Here is a 16,871-nt window from a genome sequence, read left to right on the forward strand (position 1 = left end):
GTGAGGAGGGACGTCGAGGCCGATGAGCACCAAGGACTTCATCGAGAAGGACTACTACAAGGTCCTCGGCGTCCCCAAGGACGCCACCGACGCCGAGATCAAGAAGGCGTACCGCAAGCTCGCCCGGGAGAACCACCCCGACGCCAACAAGGGCAACGAGAAGGCGGAGGAGCGCTTCAAGGAGATCTCCGAGGCGAACGACGTCCTCGGGGACCCCAAGAAGCGCAAGGAGTACGACGAGGCGCGCGCCCTGTTCGGCAACGGCGGGTTCCGTCCGGGACCCGGCGGGGGCGGCGGCGGATCGTTCAACTTCGACCTGGGCGACCTCTTCGGTGGCGGCGCCCAGGGCCAGAGCCAGGGCCAGGGCGGGTTCGGCGGCGGCATCGGCGATGTCTTCGGCGGCCTGTTCAACCGGGGCGGCGCGGGCGCGGGTACCCGTACCCAGCCGCGCCGCGGCCAGGACATCGAGTCCGAGGTGTCGCTCAGCTTCACCGAGGCCGTGGACGGCGCGACGGTTCCACTGCGCATGTCGTCCCAGTCCCCCTGCAAGGCGTGCTCCGGCACCGGCGACAAGAACGGCACGCCGCGCGTGTGCCCGACCTGCGTCGGCACCGGGCAGGTCTCGCGGGGCGGCGGTGGCGGCTTCTCCCTCACCGACCCGTGTGTGGACTGCAAGGGCCGCGGCCTCATCGCCGAAACGCCTTGCGAGGTCTGCAAGGGCTCCGGCCGGGCCAAGTCCTCGCGCACCATGCAGGTCCGCATCCCCGCCGGTGTCTCCGACGGCCAGCGCATCCGCCTGCGCGGCAAGGGCGCTCCCGGTGAACGGGGCGGCCCCGCAGGCGACTTGTACGTGGTGGTCCACGTCGACTCGCACCCCGTCTTCGGCCGCAAGGGCGACAACCTCACGGTGACCGTGCCCGTCACGTTCACCGAGGCGACGCTCGGCGGCGAGGTCAAGGTGCCCACGCTCGGCGGCCCCGCCGTCACCCTGAAGCTGCCCCCGGGCACGCCGAACGGGCGGACGATGCGGGCCCGCGGCAAGGGCGCCGTCCGCAAGGACGGCACGCGTGGCGACCTCCTGGTCACGGTCGAGGTGGCCGTCCCCCAGGAGCAGGACCTTTCCGACGAGGCCCGTTCGGCCCTCGAGTCGTTCCGCAAGGCGACTGAGGACACCGATGTGCGGGCAGAACTGTTTCAGGCCGCGAAGGGAGCTTGAGCGAGATGGACGGCCGGCGTCGCACCAACCCGTACGAACTCACCGAGGAAACCCCGGTGTACGTCATTTCGGTGGCGGCCCAGCTATCCGGCCTGCACCCGCAGACACTGCGCCAGTACGACCGCCTCGGCCTGGTCTCACCCGGCCGCACGGCGGGCCGTGGCCGGCGCTACTCGGCCCGCGACATCGAACTGCTGCGCACCGTCCAGCAGTTGTCGCAGGACGAGGGCATCAATCTCGCGGGCATCAAGCGCATCATCGAGCTGGAGAACCAGGTGGCGGCGCTCCAGTCCCGCGTGGCGGAGCTCTCCGCCGCCGTGGAGGGAGCCGCCGCCACGATGCAGCAACGTGAGGCGGCGGTACACGCCTCGTACCGCCGCGACCTGGTCCCGTACCAGGAGGTCCAGCAGACCAGTGCGCTGGTGGTGTGGCGGCCCAAGCGGTCGTCCGAGCAGTGACGCTCTTCGCTCGGAACAGGTGAGAGGGCCCGGAGTCTTGGACTCCGGGCCCTTTCTCTGTACAGGCCCGCCGTCGCTTGCTTGAATCCACAGTTATCGGCCATGGAGCAGGGGGGCACATGACTGAGCAGGATGTCGAGGCGCGGGTCGATGAGCTGGTCCGGGGGCTGCGGCGGATGGCTGCCGGGCTGTGGGAGGCGGCGGCGGAGCATCCGCAGCCCGCGCGGGCGCGGGAGTTGTCGGCGGCGGCCCGCGCGCTGACGAACACCGTGCTGCCGCGCCTGGACGGGGAGACCGTCGAGGCCGACCCGGCGGGCCGGAGCGGACCCGAGGTGCGGGACACCGTGCCGGCGGCGCGGAGCACGGCCCTCGAAGAGCTCATCGAGCTGTACGTCGCGGACTACGCCCGGCGCCTGGACGAACCGGTGATGACCGACCCGGACCTCCCGTACGGGCAGTGGAAGCATCTGCACCGGGTCGTGTTCGGACGCGACGGCGACCACTTCGAGCATGCGCCGCTGTGGAACGACGCCGTGCCCAGCCGGGGGAGAGCGGTCGTGCGCGGTGTCACCTCGCAGGCGGAGGTGTTGCGCCGCATGCATCACCGTTACGTGCTCCGGCGGGACCTGGACAGCGCCGAGGGCGCGCTGGCCGTCCAGGTGCTGCACGCGTGCGACGCGATCCGCGGTTGTCGCGCGATCAAGGACGCAGGCTTCGTCGCTCTCGACGAGCTGGACCTCGACCTGGAGAACCTGAAGTGGCGTGCCCTGGTGACCGCCGCGGGCCGGGGCGCGGAGGCCGGCAGCCGGTTGCGCGAACTTCTCGGGCAGGTCGAGGTCCTGGCAACGGTGGTGCTGGAACTGGACACGAGGTACCGGCAGCATGGCGCCGAGCCCGCCCTGTCCTCCCGGATCGCCGGCGCCGCGCAGGGGGTGCAGGCACTGGCCCTGGACTGGCGTCCGGACAAGGGCGCTCTCCCGTAGCCGGGCCGCTCTCCGCGCCGTCCTGGGGCATGCCGCAGGATGGACCCATGACCGAGATCCGTACCCCTCGCCTCCTCCTGCGCCGCTGGTCGCCCGACGACGACCTGGCGCCGCTCGCCGACATCCAGGCCGACCCTGTCGTGATGCAGTACATCGGCGATGGCGCCCCGCGTTCCCTCGACGAGAGTGCCGAGGACATCGAGCGCTGGGAGGAGGAGTGGGGCGACGAGGGCTTCGGCCTCTTCGCCGTCGAACTCCTCGGCTCCGGCGAGCTCGCGGGCGCGGTCGGCCTCTACGTTCCCGACGCTCCGCCCCGGATCGCGGAGCACATCGGCATCCAGTGGCGGCTCGCACGCCAGTTCTGGGGCCAGGGGTATGCCTCGGAGGCGGCCCAGGCGACCTTGGAGTTCGCCCTCCAGGACCGCGGCATCGACCGTGTCGTCGCGGCCACCGCACCCGGCGACACGTCCTCGGCGAAGGTGCTCGACAAGCTCGGCATGAGCTTCACCGGGGAGGACGAGGGTTTCCGGCTCTACGCGATCGACCTGACGGAGTACGAGGGCTGACCGGCGAGAAACTCCGCCCAGGCCGCGCCCGTCACGGTGAGGCGGGGGCCCTGGGTGTTCTTGGAGTCGCGGATGTGGGTGGTGCCGGGGGTGTGGGCGACCTCGACGCAGTTCGGGTCGTCGCTGCCGCTGCTGTAGCTGCTCTTGAACCAGGCCAGTTCGGAAGGGCTCCCGGCGGAGGTCTTGCGGTTCATAGTTCTCCCAGCACTTGCTCGATGAAGGCCAGTGACTCTCCTGGTGGGTGAGCCTGAGCCCGGATGATGCCACACCGCAGTTCGATGACGCGGAGTTGCTTCGGGTCGGAGACCGGGCGACCGCCGAAGAGCCTTACCCCGCGCCCGAGAGCTGTCCCGTCCATGAACTTCAGCACCTCCATCTCCCCGCTCATCCCGGCGTGGTCCTCGCTGTCCGTCGGCATGACCTGGATCTCGACCTGCTGCAACTTCCCGAGCTCCAGCAGGTGTTCGAGCTGGCGCCGCAGCACCATCTTCCCTCCGATCGGTCGTCGCAGGGTCACCTCTTCCTGGATGAAGCTGAGGTTCGGTGCCGGGTCGCGTTCGAAGATGGACTGTCGTGCCACGCGCGCCGCCACACCTCGCTCGATCTGCTCCCGGGGGAGAACTGGGCGCCACATAGAGATGAGCGCCTGCGCGTACTCCGCCGTCTGGAGCAGACCGTGCAGATAGTGGTCCGAGTACGCCGTCAACTCCACGGATTTCGCTTCGACCTCGGCGATGTCCCGCACCTTCTTCGGATACCGGAGCTTGGCCGCGTCCTCCTTCAGTGACTTGATGCGGCCGCCCGCCTTCAGTACGTCGTCCGCCTTGTCGAGGTACTCGGGCCGGGGGATCCGCGCCCCACCCTCGACCTTGTAGACGATGCCCTCTCCGTAGCCCAGCGCCGCTCCGAGTTCGGACGCCTTGAGGCCGACCGCCTCCCGCCAGGCCCTCAACTGCCGCCCGATCAGCGCCATGACGGCCGCGCCCTCCTCGTCGCCCGGCTCCAGCTCCCAGCCGTCACCATCCGTCGCCTCAGCCATCCGCGCCCACCTCCGGTCCGCCGTACTCGCCGCATACTTACCGTCAACGGCCCTACCCCCAAGGCGGCTTGGACAGCCTGTACAACCCTGGACAAACGCTGGACAGTCACCGTACGTGACGGCCATGTTGCGGGTCAGAGTAAGCAGGTGCGGCCACGCTGAGTGACGTGAACCCGGAAATCAGCGAACTCCCGCACACCGCTCGCCACTTCCACATCCAGCTGTCACCCACGCCCCGCGGAGCCCGCCTCGCACGCCTCCTCGCCGTAGAGCAACTCCACGCCTGGGGGCTGGCTCTCGACCTCGACGCGGCAGCACTCGTCGTCGCCGAACTCGCCGCGAACGCGGTCACGCACGGACGGCTGCCCGGCCGTGACTTCCGGTTGAGCGTCTACGTGGCCGGGCGCACCCTGCGCATCGAGGTCGCCGACGCGCGGGGCGAGGCCGTCCCCGAGCCTCGGCTTCCGGCGCCGGAGCACGAGTCGGGCCGCGGCCTCGTCCTCGTAGCGGCGCTCACCGACCGATGGGGTGTCATCGCAGGTCCGAGCCCCCGCAAGACGGTCTGGGCCGAACTCGATCTCGTATGACGACCGGCGCACGGAAACCCGTGCCCCGGTGGCGGGGGCGGCAACACCAAAGGAACGGGGGAGAGGGAAAGGAACCAGGCCAAGCCCCACCTCTCCTCCCGTCGCGACACGGACGGGTGAAGGTCGGCAACTCGGCTTGCGGACGCGCCCGTTGCGCCCCCTACGCTCACGCACAACAGAACAGAACGCATGACCACAATCCAGACATGTGACGGCCCCCGCCGGGACTGGCATCCCACTGCGAGGGCCTGACCACCGAGGAAGTAGGAGCTTCCCGATGGATACCCAGCACCCTAGCGCGGCCTCCGACGCCCCGGGCGGCATCGTCCACGCCGTCCTTACCTCCGACGTAATCGACCCCGCCCCAAGGCACCCGGCAACCTGAAGTCACCGGAACCCGGGCGGCGCACTCCGCTCGGGCTCCGGGTCCCATGAGCTGCCGAGACACCCCTTCTGGAGGGCCGAGCCATGACCGGAACCCGTACCTACGAGACCGCCGTCGCCCGCTACTTCGAGGCCTGGAACGCGTCGGGGGCCGAGGAGCTGGGCAAGGCCGTCGCCGCCGCCTGGGTCGAGGACGGCGCGTACACCGACCCCCTGGCCGAGGTCGCCGGGCACGACGGGGTCGCGGCCGTCATCGGCGCCGCGCACGAGCAGTTCCCCGGGTTCTTCTTCCGGCCGCTCGGGGCGGTCGACGGGCATCACGGGATCGCCCGGTTCGGCTGGGAGCTGGTGTCGGAGGCGGACGGCAGCGCGCCCGTCGCCGGGTTCGACGTGATCGAGCTCGCCGAGGACGGGCGGATCCGGGCCGTGCACGGCTTCCTGGACCGGGTGCCCGACGGGGCCTGAAGCCAAGGGCACGGCGAGGGTGTTACCGCCGGGTACACATGTCCGGTATTCGCTGTATCTGGCTTCATGTGGGGAAGTAACGGATGCGGTTTCGTTGCGGTGTTGCTTCACCTCTTGACGTGACTTGGGCGGCCGAGTTGGCTTCGAGCCACCTCGGCCGCACCGTTGCGGCCACGTCAGGGAGGTATCCGTAATGAACACGCGAATGCGATGTGCCGCGCTGGCCGGCGCCGCATCCGTCCTGGTGGTCTCGCTCACGGCCTGCGGTGGTGTGCTGCCCGGCGGGGACAGCGAGAGCAGCGCCCCCGTGCGCAAGGGCAACGACGTCAAGATCGGTCTGCTGCTCCCGGAGAAGGAGACCGCGCGCTACGAGAAGTTCGACTACCCGAACATCGAGAGACAGATAGCGAAACTCACCGACGGCCAGGGACAGCTGGTCTACGCCAATGCCGGGAACGACGCCGACCTGCAGAACCGGCAGGTGGACCAGATGATCGCCAAGAAGGTGGACGCGCTGATCGTGGACGCCGTCGAGGCGAAGACGATCACCGCCTCGGTCCAGAAGGCGAAGGACGCGGGCATCCACGTCATCGCGTACGACCGTCTCGCCGAGGGGCCGGTGGACGCGTACGTCGGCTTCGACAACGGGCTCGTCGGGGAGACCCAGGGCAAGGAGCTCGTCCAGGCCCTCGGCGACAAGGCCACCAAGAACAGCAAGATCGTCATGATCAACGGCTCGCCGACCGACCCGAACGCCGTCGACTTCAAGGAGAGCGCCCGCGCGGAGCTCTCGGAGTCGGTGACGATCGCCAAGTCGTACGACACCGTGGCCTGGAAGCCGCAGAACGCCAAGGCCAACATGGAGCAGGCCATCGCGGCGATCGGCGCCTCCGACATCGCCGGCGTGTACTCGGCCAACGACGGCATGGCGGGCGGGGTGATCGCCGCGCTCAAGGAGGCCGGGATCACCAAGATGCCCCCCATCACCGGCCAGGACGCCGAACTTGCCGCGGTGCAGCGGATTCTGACCGGCGATCAGTACATGAGCGTCTACAAGCCGTACCCCGAGGAAGCCGCCACGGCCGCCGAGATGGCGGTCCGCGTCGCGCAGGGCCGGACCATCGAGTTCGAGGCCCTCGCGATGGACCGGACGGACAGCCCGACGACGAAGCAGGTCCGTACGGCGAGCGTGAGCGTCGTGGCGCTGACGCGCGACAACATCAAGCAGACCGTGGTGAAGGACGGGATCTACACGGTGCGGGAGATCTGCACCGCGAAGTACGCGGCGGCGTGCGCTGCGGCGGGCCTCACATAGCCGTCCGACCTTGTCCTCGGTACCGGCGCGGGGCGTGACCCCACCCGCCCCGCCCGGTCAGTGCTCCTGCGTGAGAATGCCCGACTGCCCTATCAGGAAGCCGAGCTGGGCCCGGCTCTCGCTGCCGAGCGTCGCGGCCAGTTTGGCGATGTGGACACGCACGGTGCGGATGTTCATGCCCAGGCGCTCGGCGATGACGGCGTCGGTGTGGCCCTCGATGAGCAGCTTGGCGATGGTGCACTGCCGCGTCGTGATCCCCTCCGACGTCGGCTCCTCGCCGGCCGCCTTCGGGTACATCGGTGTGGCCAGCCGCCAGAGCCGCTCGAAGGTCGTCGCCAGGTAGGCGATCAGTGCCGGGTGCCGGATCTCCAGGGCGACGGTGCGGTCCGGGTTCGCCGGGATGAAGGCGACGGTGCGGTCCAGCATGACGAGGCGCTCGGTGACCTCGTCGAGGGTGCGGACCTGGACGTCGCCGAACAGCTGCTCGTAGTGGGCGGTGATCGACGGGTAGTGCCGGGACGGGTGCTGGTAGAGCGTGCGCATACGGCCCCCGCGGGCGAGCAGTTCCTGTTCCCGGGGGAGCGCGGAGGCGAGCAGTTCGGGCGGTCTCTGCCCGCCGGGCTGGACGGTCAGCAGCTCCTTGGAGGAGACCGTCATGGCCTCGCCGATGGCGTCGTTGATCCGCTGGAAGCCGAGCAGGACCTCGATCATCGGGGTGCTGGGGATCGAGGCGCGCTGTGCGGCGAGGTCGATCAGCGGGGCGAACGTCTCCGCCAGCAGAGCCTCCTTGCGGCGCTGGTGCGCGATGCTGTCCTCGACGGCCTTCAGCAGGTCGGGGAGTACGACCGCGGGCGGTACCGGACGCAGCCACTCCGGATCGTCGGCGTCCTGGCGCAGCAGACCGAACGCTTCCAGACACGGGACGGGCTCGGCCTCCTCGCGCCGTACACGCCCCTCGCGCAGTGTCCTTGCGTACAGACTCGAGCCGGCATCGCAGAGCTCTTCGGGTCCGTGCTGATGGGCGACTGGGATCACGTGTGACTCTCTTCGACCGGCTGAGGGATTCCTGTCAGGGGTGTCAGTTCTCCCGTTCGAGAATTCCTGACCTGGCTATCAGATAGCCGAGCTGAGCGCGGCTTCCGCTGCCGAGGGCGGCGGCCAGTTTGGCGATATGTGCACGGCACGTGCGTACGTTCATACCGAGCCGGCGGGCGATGGCCTCGTCGACATGGCCGTCGATGAGGAGCTTGGCGATGGAGCGCTGTACGCCCGTGATGCCGTCGGTCGGTGGAGCATAGGGGGTCTCGTCCAGGAGCGGCACCGCACGCTGCCACAGCTGTTCGAAGACACTGGCCAAGTACTCGACGAGACCGGCGTGGCGCAGCTCCAGCGCGGCGTGGCGGTCTTCGCGAGCGGGAATGAACGCGACCGAACGGTCGATGATGATCAGCCGCTCGATGAGCTCCTCGAGCGTGCGTATTTCCACGTTCCCCTGGGCGAGCGCTTCCGCGTAGGCGAGGGTGCCGTGGCTGTGCCTCGCGGTGTGCTGATAGAGCGTGCGCATGGTGATGCCGCGGTCGGTGATCTCCTTCCCCATCTGCAGTGCTTTGGTCAGCGTGTGCTCGTCCCGGCCGCCGCCGGGCTGCACCGTGAGCATCTCCGTGGTGCAGTCGGCGAGGGCCATTTCGATCGCCGCGTTGATCCGGTCCTTGCCCTCCAGGACCGTGATGGTGTGGGTGGTCGGCTGCGACTGTGCGCTGATGGCCAAAAATGGCTCGAAGGTGTCGGTCAGCTCGACCGCGAGCATCCGGCGTTCCTGGATTTCGCGTTCAAGAGGTTGAAGACGCTGTGAAAGTGCGGCGGAGGGTAGAACGGGGCGGAGCCAAGCGGGGTCCTCTGCGTCAGGATGCAGGAGGGCGAGGTCCAGGAGGCAGGGAGCCGCGCTCACTTCCGTGCGGGCGATGCGGCCGGAGCGCAGAGCGGCCGCGTACAACTGTTTTCCCGCGTCGCACAACTCGGTTGTGGCGTGTGGATGTGCCCGGTTTGAGCTTGTTGATGGCATTGCTCCACCCCCCAGGGTCCTGAACGTGCAGGAACATGATGCATCGACCCTGTGGTGTTTGCGTGGCTGAATGAGCCATCGTCATGGAGAGCCGGGGGAGAGAAGCCATGGAAGTGAGGACAAAACCCACTATGCGTAAGGGAATACTTGGCGTAGCACTTGCTGGCGCCTTCTCCGCCGGGTTGGTCTTCGGTGCGGTTGGCCCGGCGGACGCGATCTGGAACTCCGCGCCGACGACGGTGCAGGCGGCGCCCGGCGACGCGATCTGGAACTTCGCGCCGACGGCGCAGAAGGCACCTCAGGACCCGGTCTGGAACGCCGCCCCCACGGCGCAGCAGGCGCCCGACCCGGTCTGGAACGCCGCCCCCACGGCGCAGCAGGCTCCCGACCCGGTCTGGAACGCCGCCCCCACGGCGCAGCAGGCATCCGATGACCCTGTCTGGAACGCCGCACCCACGGACGCCGCCGAATGATCACCCCACCGGACGACAGATCCCTACGCCGCGAGATGGCGATCGCCTACCGGTCCGGGTGGCACACGATCGACCTCGTGACGGCCGTCCCGAACCCGGGTGACTCGCTCATGGTCACCCTCTTCGGGGAGCCGATCATCGTGGTGCGGGACGACGACGACGACCTTCGGGCCTACCGGTGTCTGCGGCGCCCCCGCGGCGCCCCGCAGCCGGTACGGACGGTCGTCCGGTACGGGATGATCTTCGTCAACCTCGACCAGCGTGACCACCAGCTGGTCGGGGACGCGGGACCCGAGGCCCCGCACACCAGTACCACCTCTGCCACCCCCCGCAGTGCCTGACGCGATTCCCCCGTCGTAGTAGATCGCGCAGGTGCTTCCCCCCGCAGCGGCGTCACCGTGGACCTGAACACGGTGGCGCCGCTGCAGTTTTGTGTAGAGATCTCGGTACCGGCTACTCGTCGAAGACGGCGTTGCCCGTGCCCCGGTCCACGGCGATCTCGATGACCACCCGGTCGGGGTTGGGGCGCGGCGGGCGCGAGTACCGCTCGGCATAGCGGCGCTCGGCGTCCGCCACCAGCACCGGGTCCGTGCGCACGCTCGCCGTCCCCTCCAGGGTGGTCCAGCGCCGGCCGTCGACCTGGCAGACCGCGACCCGCGCCGGAGTGCCGGCCGGCGCCGACAGGATGTGGGCGATCTTCCGGCTGGCCTTGTTCGTGATGACCCTGGCCACCCGCTCCCCGGCGTCGTACGTCACGCCGACCGGTACGACGTGCGGCGTGCCGTCCGCGCGCAGGGTCGTCAGGGTGCACAGGTGCCGTTCCTGCCAGAAGCCGAGGAAGGAGGTGCCGGGGGAGTCCAGGTCGATCTGTTTGGCCATGGTCCGGAATCTATCCCCGACCGCCCTCGTCGGCGCCCTCGGCCACCTTGAGCGGAATAGACTCAACTTTGTGTACGCTGAATAGGTCAGAGTTGCCCGTGACGTGGAGGAGAAGGAGAACAGTTACGTGGACGCCGAGCTGACGAACCGGAGCCGTGACGCGATCAACGCGGCCACCAGCCGGGCCGTGTCCGGGGGGCACCCGGATCTGACCCCGGCGCACTTGCTCCTTGCCCTGCTCGAAGGGCAGGACAACGAGAACATCACCGATCTGCTGTCCGCCGTCGACGCCGACCAGGCGCAGGTCAGGGCGGGGGCCGAGCGCGTCGTCGGCTCGCTGCCCAGCGTCACCGGATCGACGGTCGCGCCGCCGCAGCCCAACCGCGAACTGCTCGCCGTCGTCGCCGACGCCGCGGAGCGGGCCAAGGAGCTGGGCGACGACTTCCTCTCCACCGAGCATCTGCTGATCGGTATCGCCGCCAAGGGCGGGGCCGCGGGCGAGGTACTGGCCGACAATGGGGCCACCACGAAGAAGCTGGCCGAGGCATTCACGAAGAGCAGGGGAGGGCGCCGGGTGACCACACCCGACCCCGAGGGCTCGTACAAGGCCCTGGAGAAGTTCGGTACCGATTTCACCGCCGCCGCGCGCGAGGGACGGCTCGACCCCGTCATCGGGCGCGACCAGGAGATCCGCCGCGTCGTACAGGTGCTGTCGCGGCGCACGAAGAACAACCCTGTGCTCATCGGTGAGCCCGGCGTAGGCAAGACCGCCGTCGTCGAGGGGCTCGCCCAGCGCATCGTGAAGGGCGACGTCCCCGAGTCCCTCAAGGACAAGCGGCTCGTCTCCCTCGACCTCGGTGCCATGGTCGCGGGGGCGAAGTACCGCGGCGAGTTCGAGGAGCGCCTCAAGACCGTCCTCTCCGAGATCAAGGAGAGCGACGGGCAGATCATCACGTTCATCGACGAGCTGCACACCGTCGTCGGCGCGGGCGCGGGCGGTGACTCCGCCATGGACGCGGGGAACATGCTGAAGCCCATGCTCGCCCGCGGTGAGCTGCGCATGGTCGGCGCGACGACCCTCGACGAGTACCGCGAGCGCATCGAGAAGGACCCCGCTCTGGAGCGGCGGTTCCAGCAGGTCCTTGTCGCCGAGCCGAGCGTCGAGGACTCCATCGCGATCCTGCGCGGCCTCAAGGGGCGGTACGAGGCGCACCACAAAGTCCAGATCGCCGACAGCGCGCTCGTCGCGGCCGCCACGCTCTCCGACCGCTACATCACCTCCCGCTTCCTGCCCGACAAGGCCATCGACCTCGTCGACGAGGCCGCGTCCCGGCTGCGTATGGAGATCGACTCCTCGCCCGTCGAGATCGACGAACTCCAGCGCGCCGTCGACCGGTTGAAGATGGAGGAGCTGGCGATCGGCAAGGAGACCGACCCGGCCAGCCGGCAGCGCCTGGAGAAGCTGCGGCGCGACCTCGCCGACAAGGAGGAGGAGCTGCGCGGCCTCACCGCCCGCTGGGAGAAGGAGAAGCAGTCCCTCAACCGCGTCGGTGAACTGAAGGAGAAGCTCGACGAGCTGCGCGGCCAGGCCGAACGGGCGCAGCGCGACGGCGACTTCGACACCGCCAGCAAGCTGCTCTACGGGGAGATCCCGTCCCTGGAGCGCGACCTGGAGGCCGCGTCCGAGGCCGAGGAGGAGGTGTCCCAGGACACCATGGTCAAGGAGGAGGTCGGCCCGGACGACATCGCCGACGTCGTCGCCTCCTGGACCGGTATCCCCGCGGGACGCCTCCTCGAAGGCGAGACGCAGAAGCTGTTGCGCATGGAGGAGGAGCTGGGCAAGCGGCTCATCGGCCAGAGCGAGGCCGTGCAGGCGGTGTCCGACGCCGTCCGCCGTACCCGCGCCGGGATCGCCGACCCCGACCGTCCGACCGGGTCCTTCCTCTTCCTCGGCCCGACCGGTGTCGGCAAGACCGAGCTGGCCAAGGCGCTCGCCGACTTCCTCTTCGACGACGAGCGGGCCATGATCCGCATCGACATGAGCGAGTACGGCGAGAAGCACAGCGTCGCCCGGCTCGTCGGAGCCCCGCCCGGCTACGTCGGCTACGAGGAGGGCGGCCAGCTCACGGAGGCGGTACGCCGCCGCCCGTACTCGGTGGTCCTCCTGGACGAGGTCGAGAAGGCGCACCCGGAGGTCTTCGACGTCCTGCTCCAGGTGCTCGACGACGGCCGTCTCACCGACGGCCAGGGCCGCACGGTCGACTTCCGCAACACGATCCTGGTCCTCACCTCGAACCTGGGCTCCCAGTACCTGGTGGACCCCCTCACCTCGGCCGAGGAGAAGAAGCAGCAGGTCCTGGAGGTCGTCCGGGCCTCCTTCAAGCCGGAGTTCCTCAACCGGCTCGACGACCTGGTCGTCTTCTCCGCCCTCGACAAGGACGAACTGCGCCGCATCGCGCGGCTCCAGCTCGACCGCCTGGCCAAGCGCCTCGCCGAGCGGCGCCTCACGCTGGACGTCAGCGACGCGGCGCTCACCTGGCTGGCGGAGGAGGGCAACGACCCGGCGTACGGCGCCCGCCCGCTGCGCCGCCTCGTCCAGACGGCCATCGGCGACCGCCTCGCCAAGGAGATCCTCTCCGGCGAGGTCAAGGACGGCGACACGGTCCGCGTGGACGCGTTCGGGGACGGCCTGATCGTGGGCCCGGCGACGGAGAAGACGCTGTAACAACTCGGGCCCCTGGGATGCCGCACGCAGTGCGCATCCCAGGGGCGCGGGGAACTGCGCGACCGGCCACACCCTGTCCGCAGACGGCGAACGAGGAAACCTGGCAGACGAGGTTCCGGGCTTGCCCCCCGGGGGGCCCGATGGGAGAGGATGGGCCCCAGCCATACGAAGGGACCAAGAGCGTGAGCATCGACCCGTCCTCGATTCCCAATTTCGGGGGACAGCCCGAACCGCAGCAGGGAGCGGGACCGGCAGGCCCCGTCATCCCCGACCAGGACCTGGTCAAGCAGCTCCTGGAGCAGATGGAGCTCAAGTACGTCCTCGACGACGAGGGTGACCTCGCCGCGCCGTGGGAAGAGTTCCGTACGTACTTCATGTTCCGCGGCGAGGGTGACCAGCAGGTCTTCTCGGTGCGGACGTTCTACGACCGGCCGCACGGCATCGAGGTGAAGCCGCAGCTCCTGGAGTCCATCGACGACTGGAACCGGCGCACGCTGTGGCCCAAGGTCTACAGCCACACCCACGACGACGGCACGGTCCGCCTCATCGGCGAGGCCCAGATGCTGATCGGCACCGGTGTCTCCCTGGAGCACTTCGTGTCGTCGACCGTCAGCTGGGTGCGCGCCGCGATCGAGTTCGACCGCTGGCTCGTGGAGCACCTCGGGCTGGAGGCCGAGGTCGACTCGGCCGAGAAGCCCGAGGACGACTCCGAGTGAGTCCAGCCCCTCACAGGGGCGCGCGGGCGTAGACGATCAGATACGTGCCGTACGTCACCGAGAGCCCGGCCAGGGCGCCCACCACCAGGAGGGCGTGCGCAGGCCGGGCTCTCGCCGTTCTGGCCAGCGCGCACGCCATCGGCAGCAGCAGCGGGAACGCGGGCAGCAGGAAGCGCGGCTTGGACTCGAAGTAGCCGGAGCCGCCGAGGGCGACGAGGAGCAGGACGCCGCTGTAGACGAGCAGCGGCAGGGGCGGGCGGTCCAGGAGCAGCAGTACGTACAGGAGTACCGCCGCCGCGACGATCACCAGCGTCATCGGGAACACGAAGCGGTCCCCGTGCAGCAGCATCTTCTTCACGGAGCGGGCCGAACCGACCCCGAAGTCGAACGTCGACCCCCAGCCGCGCTGCACCGCGAAGTACCCGCCGAGCGGATCGCCCTTGCGGAACCCGACCCACAGCACGTACGCGGCCCAGCCGGCCGGGGCGAGCAGCGCGCCCGTCCACAGCCTGTGGGGGACGCGGCCGCGGCGCCGGACGATCTCGCATGCGGCGGTGGCCAGGACGGCGGCGGCGACCGCGAAACCGTTCGGCCGGGACAGTCCGGCGAGGGCCGCGAGCGAGCCGGCCCAGACCCAGCGCCCCTTCAGCACGGCATACAGCGACCAGGTGCCGAGCGCCGTCAGCACGGGTTCCGTGTACGCCATGGTCAGCACCGAGGAGTGCGGGAGCAGGCCCCACAGGACGACCAGGAGCGTGGCCACGAGACGGCCGTGCAGGAGTTCGCCGATCCGGTAGATGCCGAGGGCGGCGGCGAGCGTCGCGGTCCAGGAGATCAGCAGGGCGCCGGTGGCGGCCTCGAACGGCAGGGTCTCGTGCAGGGCGCGGATCAGCGCCGGGTACAGCGGGAAGAACGCCATGTCGCTGAAGACGACACCGTGCCCGAAGTGCAGGGTGCGGGCGCCGTATCCGTCCTCGGCGATGTGCAGGTACCAGCGCGAGTCCCAGGACCGGCCGAGCAGGGCCAGCGGCTCGCGTCCGCTGAGCCACGCCATGACGGTGACGGCGACGATGCCGGTGAGCCGGGCGGCGGCGAAGAGACCGACGGCGCGGACCGCTCCGGACGTGAGCGGGCGCGGCAGGGCGCGGGGTCCGGCGGAGGTGGCTGAGGGGCCGTCGAGGACGGCGGCGGAAGGCTCGGTCACATCCGAACCCTGCGACGGCCGTGCCGTGCCCGCGAGCCGGATGCGGCCAGACGGGCGGCTGCCGGGTGTCCGCTGTTCCCGCCGCATTCCGGAATCATGAATTCCTTATTCACCGCAGATGGCGAATGCGCGTGAGGAGGGGTGAGAACTTCGTTACCTGTCTCGCGATGTGGGCATGGTGTGGTGGGCATTCAAGCGATGTGCCAGGGTGAAACAAGCTTCAACCGGGGGAGAGGTCAGCTCCCGTTATGGGTACTCATGCGCGGGCGAAGAGGTTGACGTGACGTCGCAAGAAAGCACTGCGGTTGACTCGGCTGTCGACATCAAAAAGGCACGTGAGGAGATCGACGCTTTAGATCTTCAGATCTTGGAATTAATCAAGCGTCGGCGTGATGTCTCACATGAAATCCAACGGCAGCGCATGAGCGAGGGCGGGACACGGACCGTGCTCTCCCGCGAGAACGTGATACTCGCGCTCTATGCCGCCGAACTGGGTGCGGGGGGAACGACTCTCGCCCTGAACATTCTCGGCCTCTGCCGAGGGAGAACCCCAGGATCCGAGGCCGGTGACGGCGCTCGGGCCGACTCGTGAAGCCGTCCGGAAGTCCGCGTACGCGCCTGGGCGACATCTCCTTCCTCAATTGCGCACCGATCCGCTGGGGCCTGTCCGACAGCGGCGCCGCCCACGGCATCGACGTGATCTCCGCCCCGCCGGAGCGCCTCGCCGCGGGGCTCCTCGCGGGGGACCTGGACATCAGCCCGGTCAGCCTCGTCCGCTATCTGCGGCACGCGGACGACCTGTGCCTGCTTCCCGGACTCGCGATCGGCAGCGACGGCCCGGTGCGCTCCTGCCACCTTGTCTCGCGCGGCCCGCTCGAGGAGCTGGACGGGCGGGTGGTCGCGCTGTCCGAAGCCAGTCGCAGCACCGCACTGCTGGCGAGGATGCTGCTGGAGGACGCGATCGGCGTGCGTCCCGTCTACCGGGCCCTGCGCAGGGACGCCCTCGGGCACGACCCGGGCGGGGTGCCGCGGACGGCCGGGGCCGCCGTCGTCATCGGCGACGACGCGCTGCGTCTGTGGGCGGACGCGCCCGGCGGACTCACCGTGCACGACACCGGTGAGATGTGGCGGAACTGGACGGGACTGCCCATGGTCTTCGCCGTCTGGGCGGTACGCCGCACCTTCGCGCAGGACCATCCGGACGCGGTGGCGCAGGTGGGGGCCGCGCTCACGGACGCGGTGCGGCGGGCCCGGGCGCATCCGCGGGAGGTGGCGGCCGCGGCGGCCCGCGAGGCCCGCGGAAGCAGCGCCGGCGCCTTCGGTGAAGGCGTCCTGCTCGACTACTACCGGGCTCTCGACTACTCGCTCGGCGACCGCCAGCTGGCCGCGATCCAGGAATTCTCCGAACGCGCCGCGGCCCGCGGCGAAGTCCCCGCTCCCCTGTCCGCACGCATACCGATGCCCGCGCGCATACCGATCCTCGGAGGCCGGACATGATCCGTCATATCGTGCTCTTCAAATTCAGGCCCGGGATCTCCTGGGACGACCCCAGGGCGCAGGAAGCCGAACTCATCGCCGCGAAAGTGGGGGGTGAGGTGCCGGAGCTCCATGAATGGAGTGCCGGGCGGAACATATCCGGCAGGGCCATCGCGTACGACTTCGCGGTGATCGGTCTGCTGGACGACGAGGACGCGCTGGAGCGTTATCTGGTGCACCCCTTCCACCAGGAAGCGATTCGTCTCTGGCGGGAGATAAGCGAATGGGTCATCGCGGACCTCGAAGAGTGACATAGAGAATTC

General features: G+C 69.4%; 20 protein-coding genes. 14 read left to right on the forward strand and 6 right to left on the reverse strand.

The window, feature by feature from the left end; all coding sequences use genetic code 11:
* The first annotated feature begins 22 nt into the window (after nt 1-22).
* From dnaJ to ABD366_RS20970, 4 genes are all read left to right on the forward strand, one after another.
* Nucleotides 23-1,216 (forward strand): molecular chaperone DnaJ, encoded by a 1,194-nt coding sequence (gene dnaJ / locus ABD366_RS20955; RefSeq protein WP_324775158.1) that lies wholly within the window; start codon nt 23-25, stop codon nt 1,214-1,216.
* A 5-nt stretch (nt 1,217-1,221) separates the two neighbouring features.
* Nucleotides 1,222-1,674, forward strand: coding sequence for a heat shock protein transcriptional repressor HspR (locus ABD366_RS20960; RefSeq protein ID WP_324775160.1), 453 nt, complete (start codon nt 1,222-1,224; stop codon nt 1,672-1,674).
* Nucleotides 1,675-1,793: 119 nt separating this feature from the next.
* Nucleotides 1,794-2,657 carry a hypothetical protein gene (locus ABD366_RS20965; RefSeq protein ID WP_324775162.1) on the forward strand — a complete coding sequence of 288 codons (864 nt, stop codon included), beginning with the start codon at nt 1,794-1,796 and terminating at the stop codon, nt 2,655-2,657.
* 47 nt (nt 2,658-2,704) lie between these two features.
* The gene (locus ABD366_RS20970) at nt 2,705-3,223 is read left to right on the forward strand and encodes a GNAT family N-acetyltransferase (RefSeq protein WP_324775164.1); all 519 of its coding nucleotides are present in this window, start codon (nt 2,705-2,707) and stop codon (nt 3,221-3,223) included.
* Here the strand turns inward: ABD366_RS20970 and ABD366_RS20975 are convergent.
* Nucleotides 3,190-3,417 carry a DUF397 domain-containing protein gene (locus ABD366_RS20975; protein ID WP_324775166.1) on the reverse strand — a complete coding sequence of 76 codons (228 nt, stop codon included), beginning with the start codon at nt 3,415-3,417 and terminating at the stop codon, nt 3,190-3,192. The genes ABD366_RS20970 and ABD366_RS20975 overlap by 34 nt on opposite strands.
* A complete protein-coding gene (locus tag ABD366_RS20980; RefSeq protein ID WP_324775168.1) occupies nt 3,414-4,262 on the reverse strand; it encodes a helix-turn-helix domain-containing protein in 849 nt (282 codons plus the stop codon). The genes ABD366_RS20975 and ABD366_RS20980 overlap by 4 nt, the downstream gene beginning before the upstream one ends.
* A gap of 167 nt (nt 4,263-4,429) precedes the next feature.
* On the opposite strand from ABD366_RS20980, the gene ABD366_RS20985 reads away from it, so the two are divergent.
* From ABD366_RS20985 to ABD366_RS20995, 3 genes are all read left to right on the forward strand, one after another.
* The gene (locus tag ABD366_RS20985; protein ID WP_324775170.1) at nt 4,430-4,849 is read left to right on the forward strand and encodes an ATP-binding protein; all 420 of its coding nucleotides are present in this window, start codon (nt 4,430-4,432) and stop codon (nt 4,847-4,849) included.
* 468 nt (nt 4,850-5,317) lie between these two features.
* Nucleotides 5,318-5,698 carry a nuclear transport factor 2 family protein gene (locus ABD366_RS20990; RefSeq protein ID WP_324775172.1) on the forward strand — a complete coding sequence of 127 codons (381 nt, stop codon included), beginning with the start codon at nt 5,318-5,320 and terminating at the stop codon, nt 5,696-5,698.
* Nucleotides 5,699-5,891: 193 nt separating this feature from the next.
* Nucleotides 5,892-7,013 carry a sugar ABC transporter substrate-binding protein gene (locus ABD366_RS20995; protein ID WP_324775174.1) on the forward strand — a complete coding sequence of 374 codons (1,122 nt, stop codon included), beginning with the start codon at nt 5,892-5,894 and terminating at the stop codon, nt 7,011-7,013.
* Nucleotides 7,014-7,070: 57 nt separating this feature from the next.
* Here ABD366_RS20995 and ABD366_RS21000 read toward each other — a convergent pair whose 3' ends face one another.
* Nucleotides 7,071-8,048, reverse strand: coding sequence for a helix-turn-helix transcriptional regulator (locus ABD366_RS21000; protein WP_324775176.1), 978 nt, complete (start codon nt 8,046-8,048; stop codon nt 7,071-7,073).
* A 43-nt stretch (nt 8,049-8,091) separates the two neighbouring features.
* Nucleotides 8,092-9,075: a helix-turn-helix transcriptional regulator gene (locus tag ABD366_RS21005; protein ID WP_324775178.1), complete on the reverse strand. Its 984-nt coding sequence runs from the start codon at nt 9,073-9,075 to the stop codon at nt 8,092-8,094.
* Between the two features lie 131 nt (nt 9,076-9,206).
* On the opposite strand from ABD366_RS21005, the gene ABD366_RS21010 reads away from it, so the two are divergent.
* Together ABD366_RS21010 and ABD366_RS21015 are read left to right on the forward strand one after the other, a co-directional pair.
* Nucleotides 9,207-9,548, forward strand: coding sequence for a hypothetical protein (locus ABD366_RS21010; protein ID WP_324775180.1), 342 nt, complete (start codon nt 9,207-9,209; stop codon nt 9,546-9,548).
* A complete protein-coding gene (locus ABD366_RS21015) occupies nt 9,545-9,889 on the forward strand; it encodes a hypothetical protein (protein ID WP_324775182.1) in 345 nt (114 codons plus the stop codon). The genes ABD366_RS21010 and ABD366_RS21015 overlap by 4 nt, the downstream gene beginning before the upstream one ends.
* A gap of 112 nt (nt 9,890-10,001) precedes the next feature.
* Here ABD366_RS21015 and ABD366_RS21020 read toward each other — a convergent pair whose 3' ends face one another.
* A complete protein-coding gene (locus tag ABD366_RS21020) occupies nt 10,002-10,427 on the reverse strand; it encodes a pyridoxamine 5'-phosphate oxidase family protein (protein ID WP_324775184.1) in 426 nt (141 codons plus the stop codon).
* A 127-nt stretch (nt 10,428-10,554) separates the two neighbouring features.
* Here ABD366_RS21020 and clpB point away from each other — a divergent pair, with 127 nt between their 5' ends.
* Both clpB and ABD366_RS21030 read left to right on the forward strand, forming a co-directional pair.
* Nucleotides 10,555-13,152 (forward strand): ATP-dependent chaperone ClpB, encoded by a 2,598-nt coding sequence (clpB, locus tag ABD366_RS21025; RefSeq protein ID WP_324775229.1) that lies wholly within the window; start codon nt 10,555-10,557, stop codon nt 13,150-13,152.
* Nucleotides 13,153-13,334: 182 nt separating this feature from the next.
* Nucleotides 13,335-13,868 (forward strand): YbjN domain-containing protein, encoded by a 534-nt coding sequence (locus ABD366_RS21030; protein ID WP_324775186.1) that lies wholly within the window; start codon nt 13,335-13,337, stop codon nt 13,866-13,868.
* 10 nt (nt 13,869-13,878) lie between these two features.
* Here the strand turns inward: ABD366_RS21030 and ABD366_RS21035 are convergent, their stop codons facing one another.
* On the reverse strand, nt 13,879-15,072 hold the full coding sequence (locus ABD366_RS21035; protein WP_324775189.1) for a hypothetical protein: 1,194 nt from the start codon (nt 15,070-15,072) through the stop codon (nt 13,879-13,881).
* A 280-nt stretch (nt 15,073-15,352) separates the two neighbouring features.
* Between ABD366_RS21035 and ABD366_RS21040 the strand changes: the two genes are divergently transcribed.
* Genes ABD366_RS21040 through ABD366_RS21050 form a run of 3 tightly spaced genes read left to right on the forward strand, consistent with a single transcriptional unit; the run spans nt 15,353 to nt 16,859 of the window.
* Nucleotides 15,353-15,664, forward strand: a complete 312-nt coding sequence (locus ABD366_RS21040; protein WP_324775191.1) for a chorismate mutase — start codon at nt 15,353-15,355, stop codon at nt 15,662-15,664.
* The gene (locus ABD366_RS21045) at nt 15,661-16,569 is read left to right on the forward strand and encodes a menaquinone biosynthesis protein (protein ID WP_324775193.1); all 909 of its coding nucleotides are present in this window, start codon (nt 15,661-15,663) and stop codon (nt 16,567-16,569) included. Before ABD366_RS21040 ends, ABD366_RS21045 begins: the two co-directional genes overlap by 4 nt.
* Nucleotides 16,566-16,859, forward strand: coding sequence for a Dabb family protein (locus tag ABD366_RS21050; protein WP_324775195.1), 294 nt, complete (start codon nt 16,566-16,568; stop codon nt 16,857-16,859). Before ABD366_RS21045 ends, ABD366_RS21050 begins: the two co-directional genes overlap by 4 nt.
* Nucleotides 16,860-16,871 lie beyond the last annotated feature (12 nt).

This window comes from Streptomyces kunmingensis, from assembly GCF_039533535.1.
GTDB classification, from domain to species: domain Bacteria; phylum Actinomycetota; class Actinomycetes; order Streptomycetales; family Streptomycetaceae; genus Streptomyces; species Streptomyces kunmingensis.

Excerpts from the sequence above, each read along its gene's own strand:
- ABD366_RS21010 (WP_324775180.1), top strand. The coding sequence starts at position 9,207 with ATGCGTAAGGGAATACTTGGCGTAGCACTTGCTGGCGCCTTCTCCGCC.
- ABD366_RS20995 (WP_324775174.1), top strand. The coding sequence starts at position 5,892 with ATGAACACGCGAATGCGATGTGCCGCGCTGGCCGGCGCCGCATCCGTC.
- ABD366_RS21015 (WP_324775182.1), top strand. The coding sequence starts at position 9,545 with ATGATCACCCCACCGGACGACAGATCCCTACGCCGCGAGATGGCGATC.
- ABD366_RS20990 (WP_324775172.1), top strand. The coding sequence starts at position 5,318 with ATGACCGGAACCCGTACCTACGAGACCGCCGTCGCCCGCTACTTCGAG.
- ABD366_RS20965 (WP_324775162.1), top strand. The coding sequence starts at position 1,794 with ATGACTGAGCAGGATGTCGAGGCGCGGGTCGATGAGCTGGTCCGGGGG.
- ABD366_RS20975 (WP_324775166.1), bottom strand. The coding sequence starts at position 3,417 with ATGAACCGCAAGACCTCCGCCGGGAGCCCTTCCGAACTGGCCTGGTTC.
- dnaJ (WP_324775158.1), top strand. The coding sequence starts at position 23 with ATGAGCACCAAGGACTTCATCGAGAAGGACTACTACAAGGTCCTCGGC.
- ABD366_RS20960 (WP_324775160.1), top strand. The coding sequence starts at position 1,222 with ATGGACGGCCGGCGTCGCACCAACCCGTACGAACTCACCGAGGAAACC.
- ABD366_RS21005 (WP_324775178.1), bottom strand. The coding sequence starts at position 9,075 with ATGCCATCAACAAGCTCAAACCGGGCACATCCACACGCCACAACCGAG.
- ABD366_RS20970 (WP_324775164.1), top strand. The coding sequence starts at position 2,705 with ATGACCGAGATCCGTACCCCTCGCCTCCTCCTGCGCCGCTGGTCGCCC.
- ABD366_RS21020 (WP_324775184.1), bottom strand. The coding sequence starts at position 10,427 with ATGGCCAAACAGATCGACCTGGACTCCCCCGGCACCTCCTTCCTCGGC.
- ABD366_RS21050 (WP_324775195.1), top strand. The coding sequence starts at position 16,566 with ATGATCCGTCATATCGTGCTCTTCAAATTCAGGCCCGGGATCTCCTGG.
- ABD366_RS20980 (WP_324775168.1), bottom strand. The coding sequence starts at position 4,262 with ATGGCTGAGGCGACGGATGGTGACGGCTGGGAGCTGGAGCCGGGCGAC.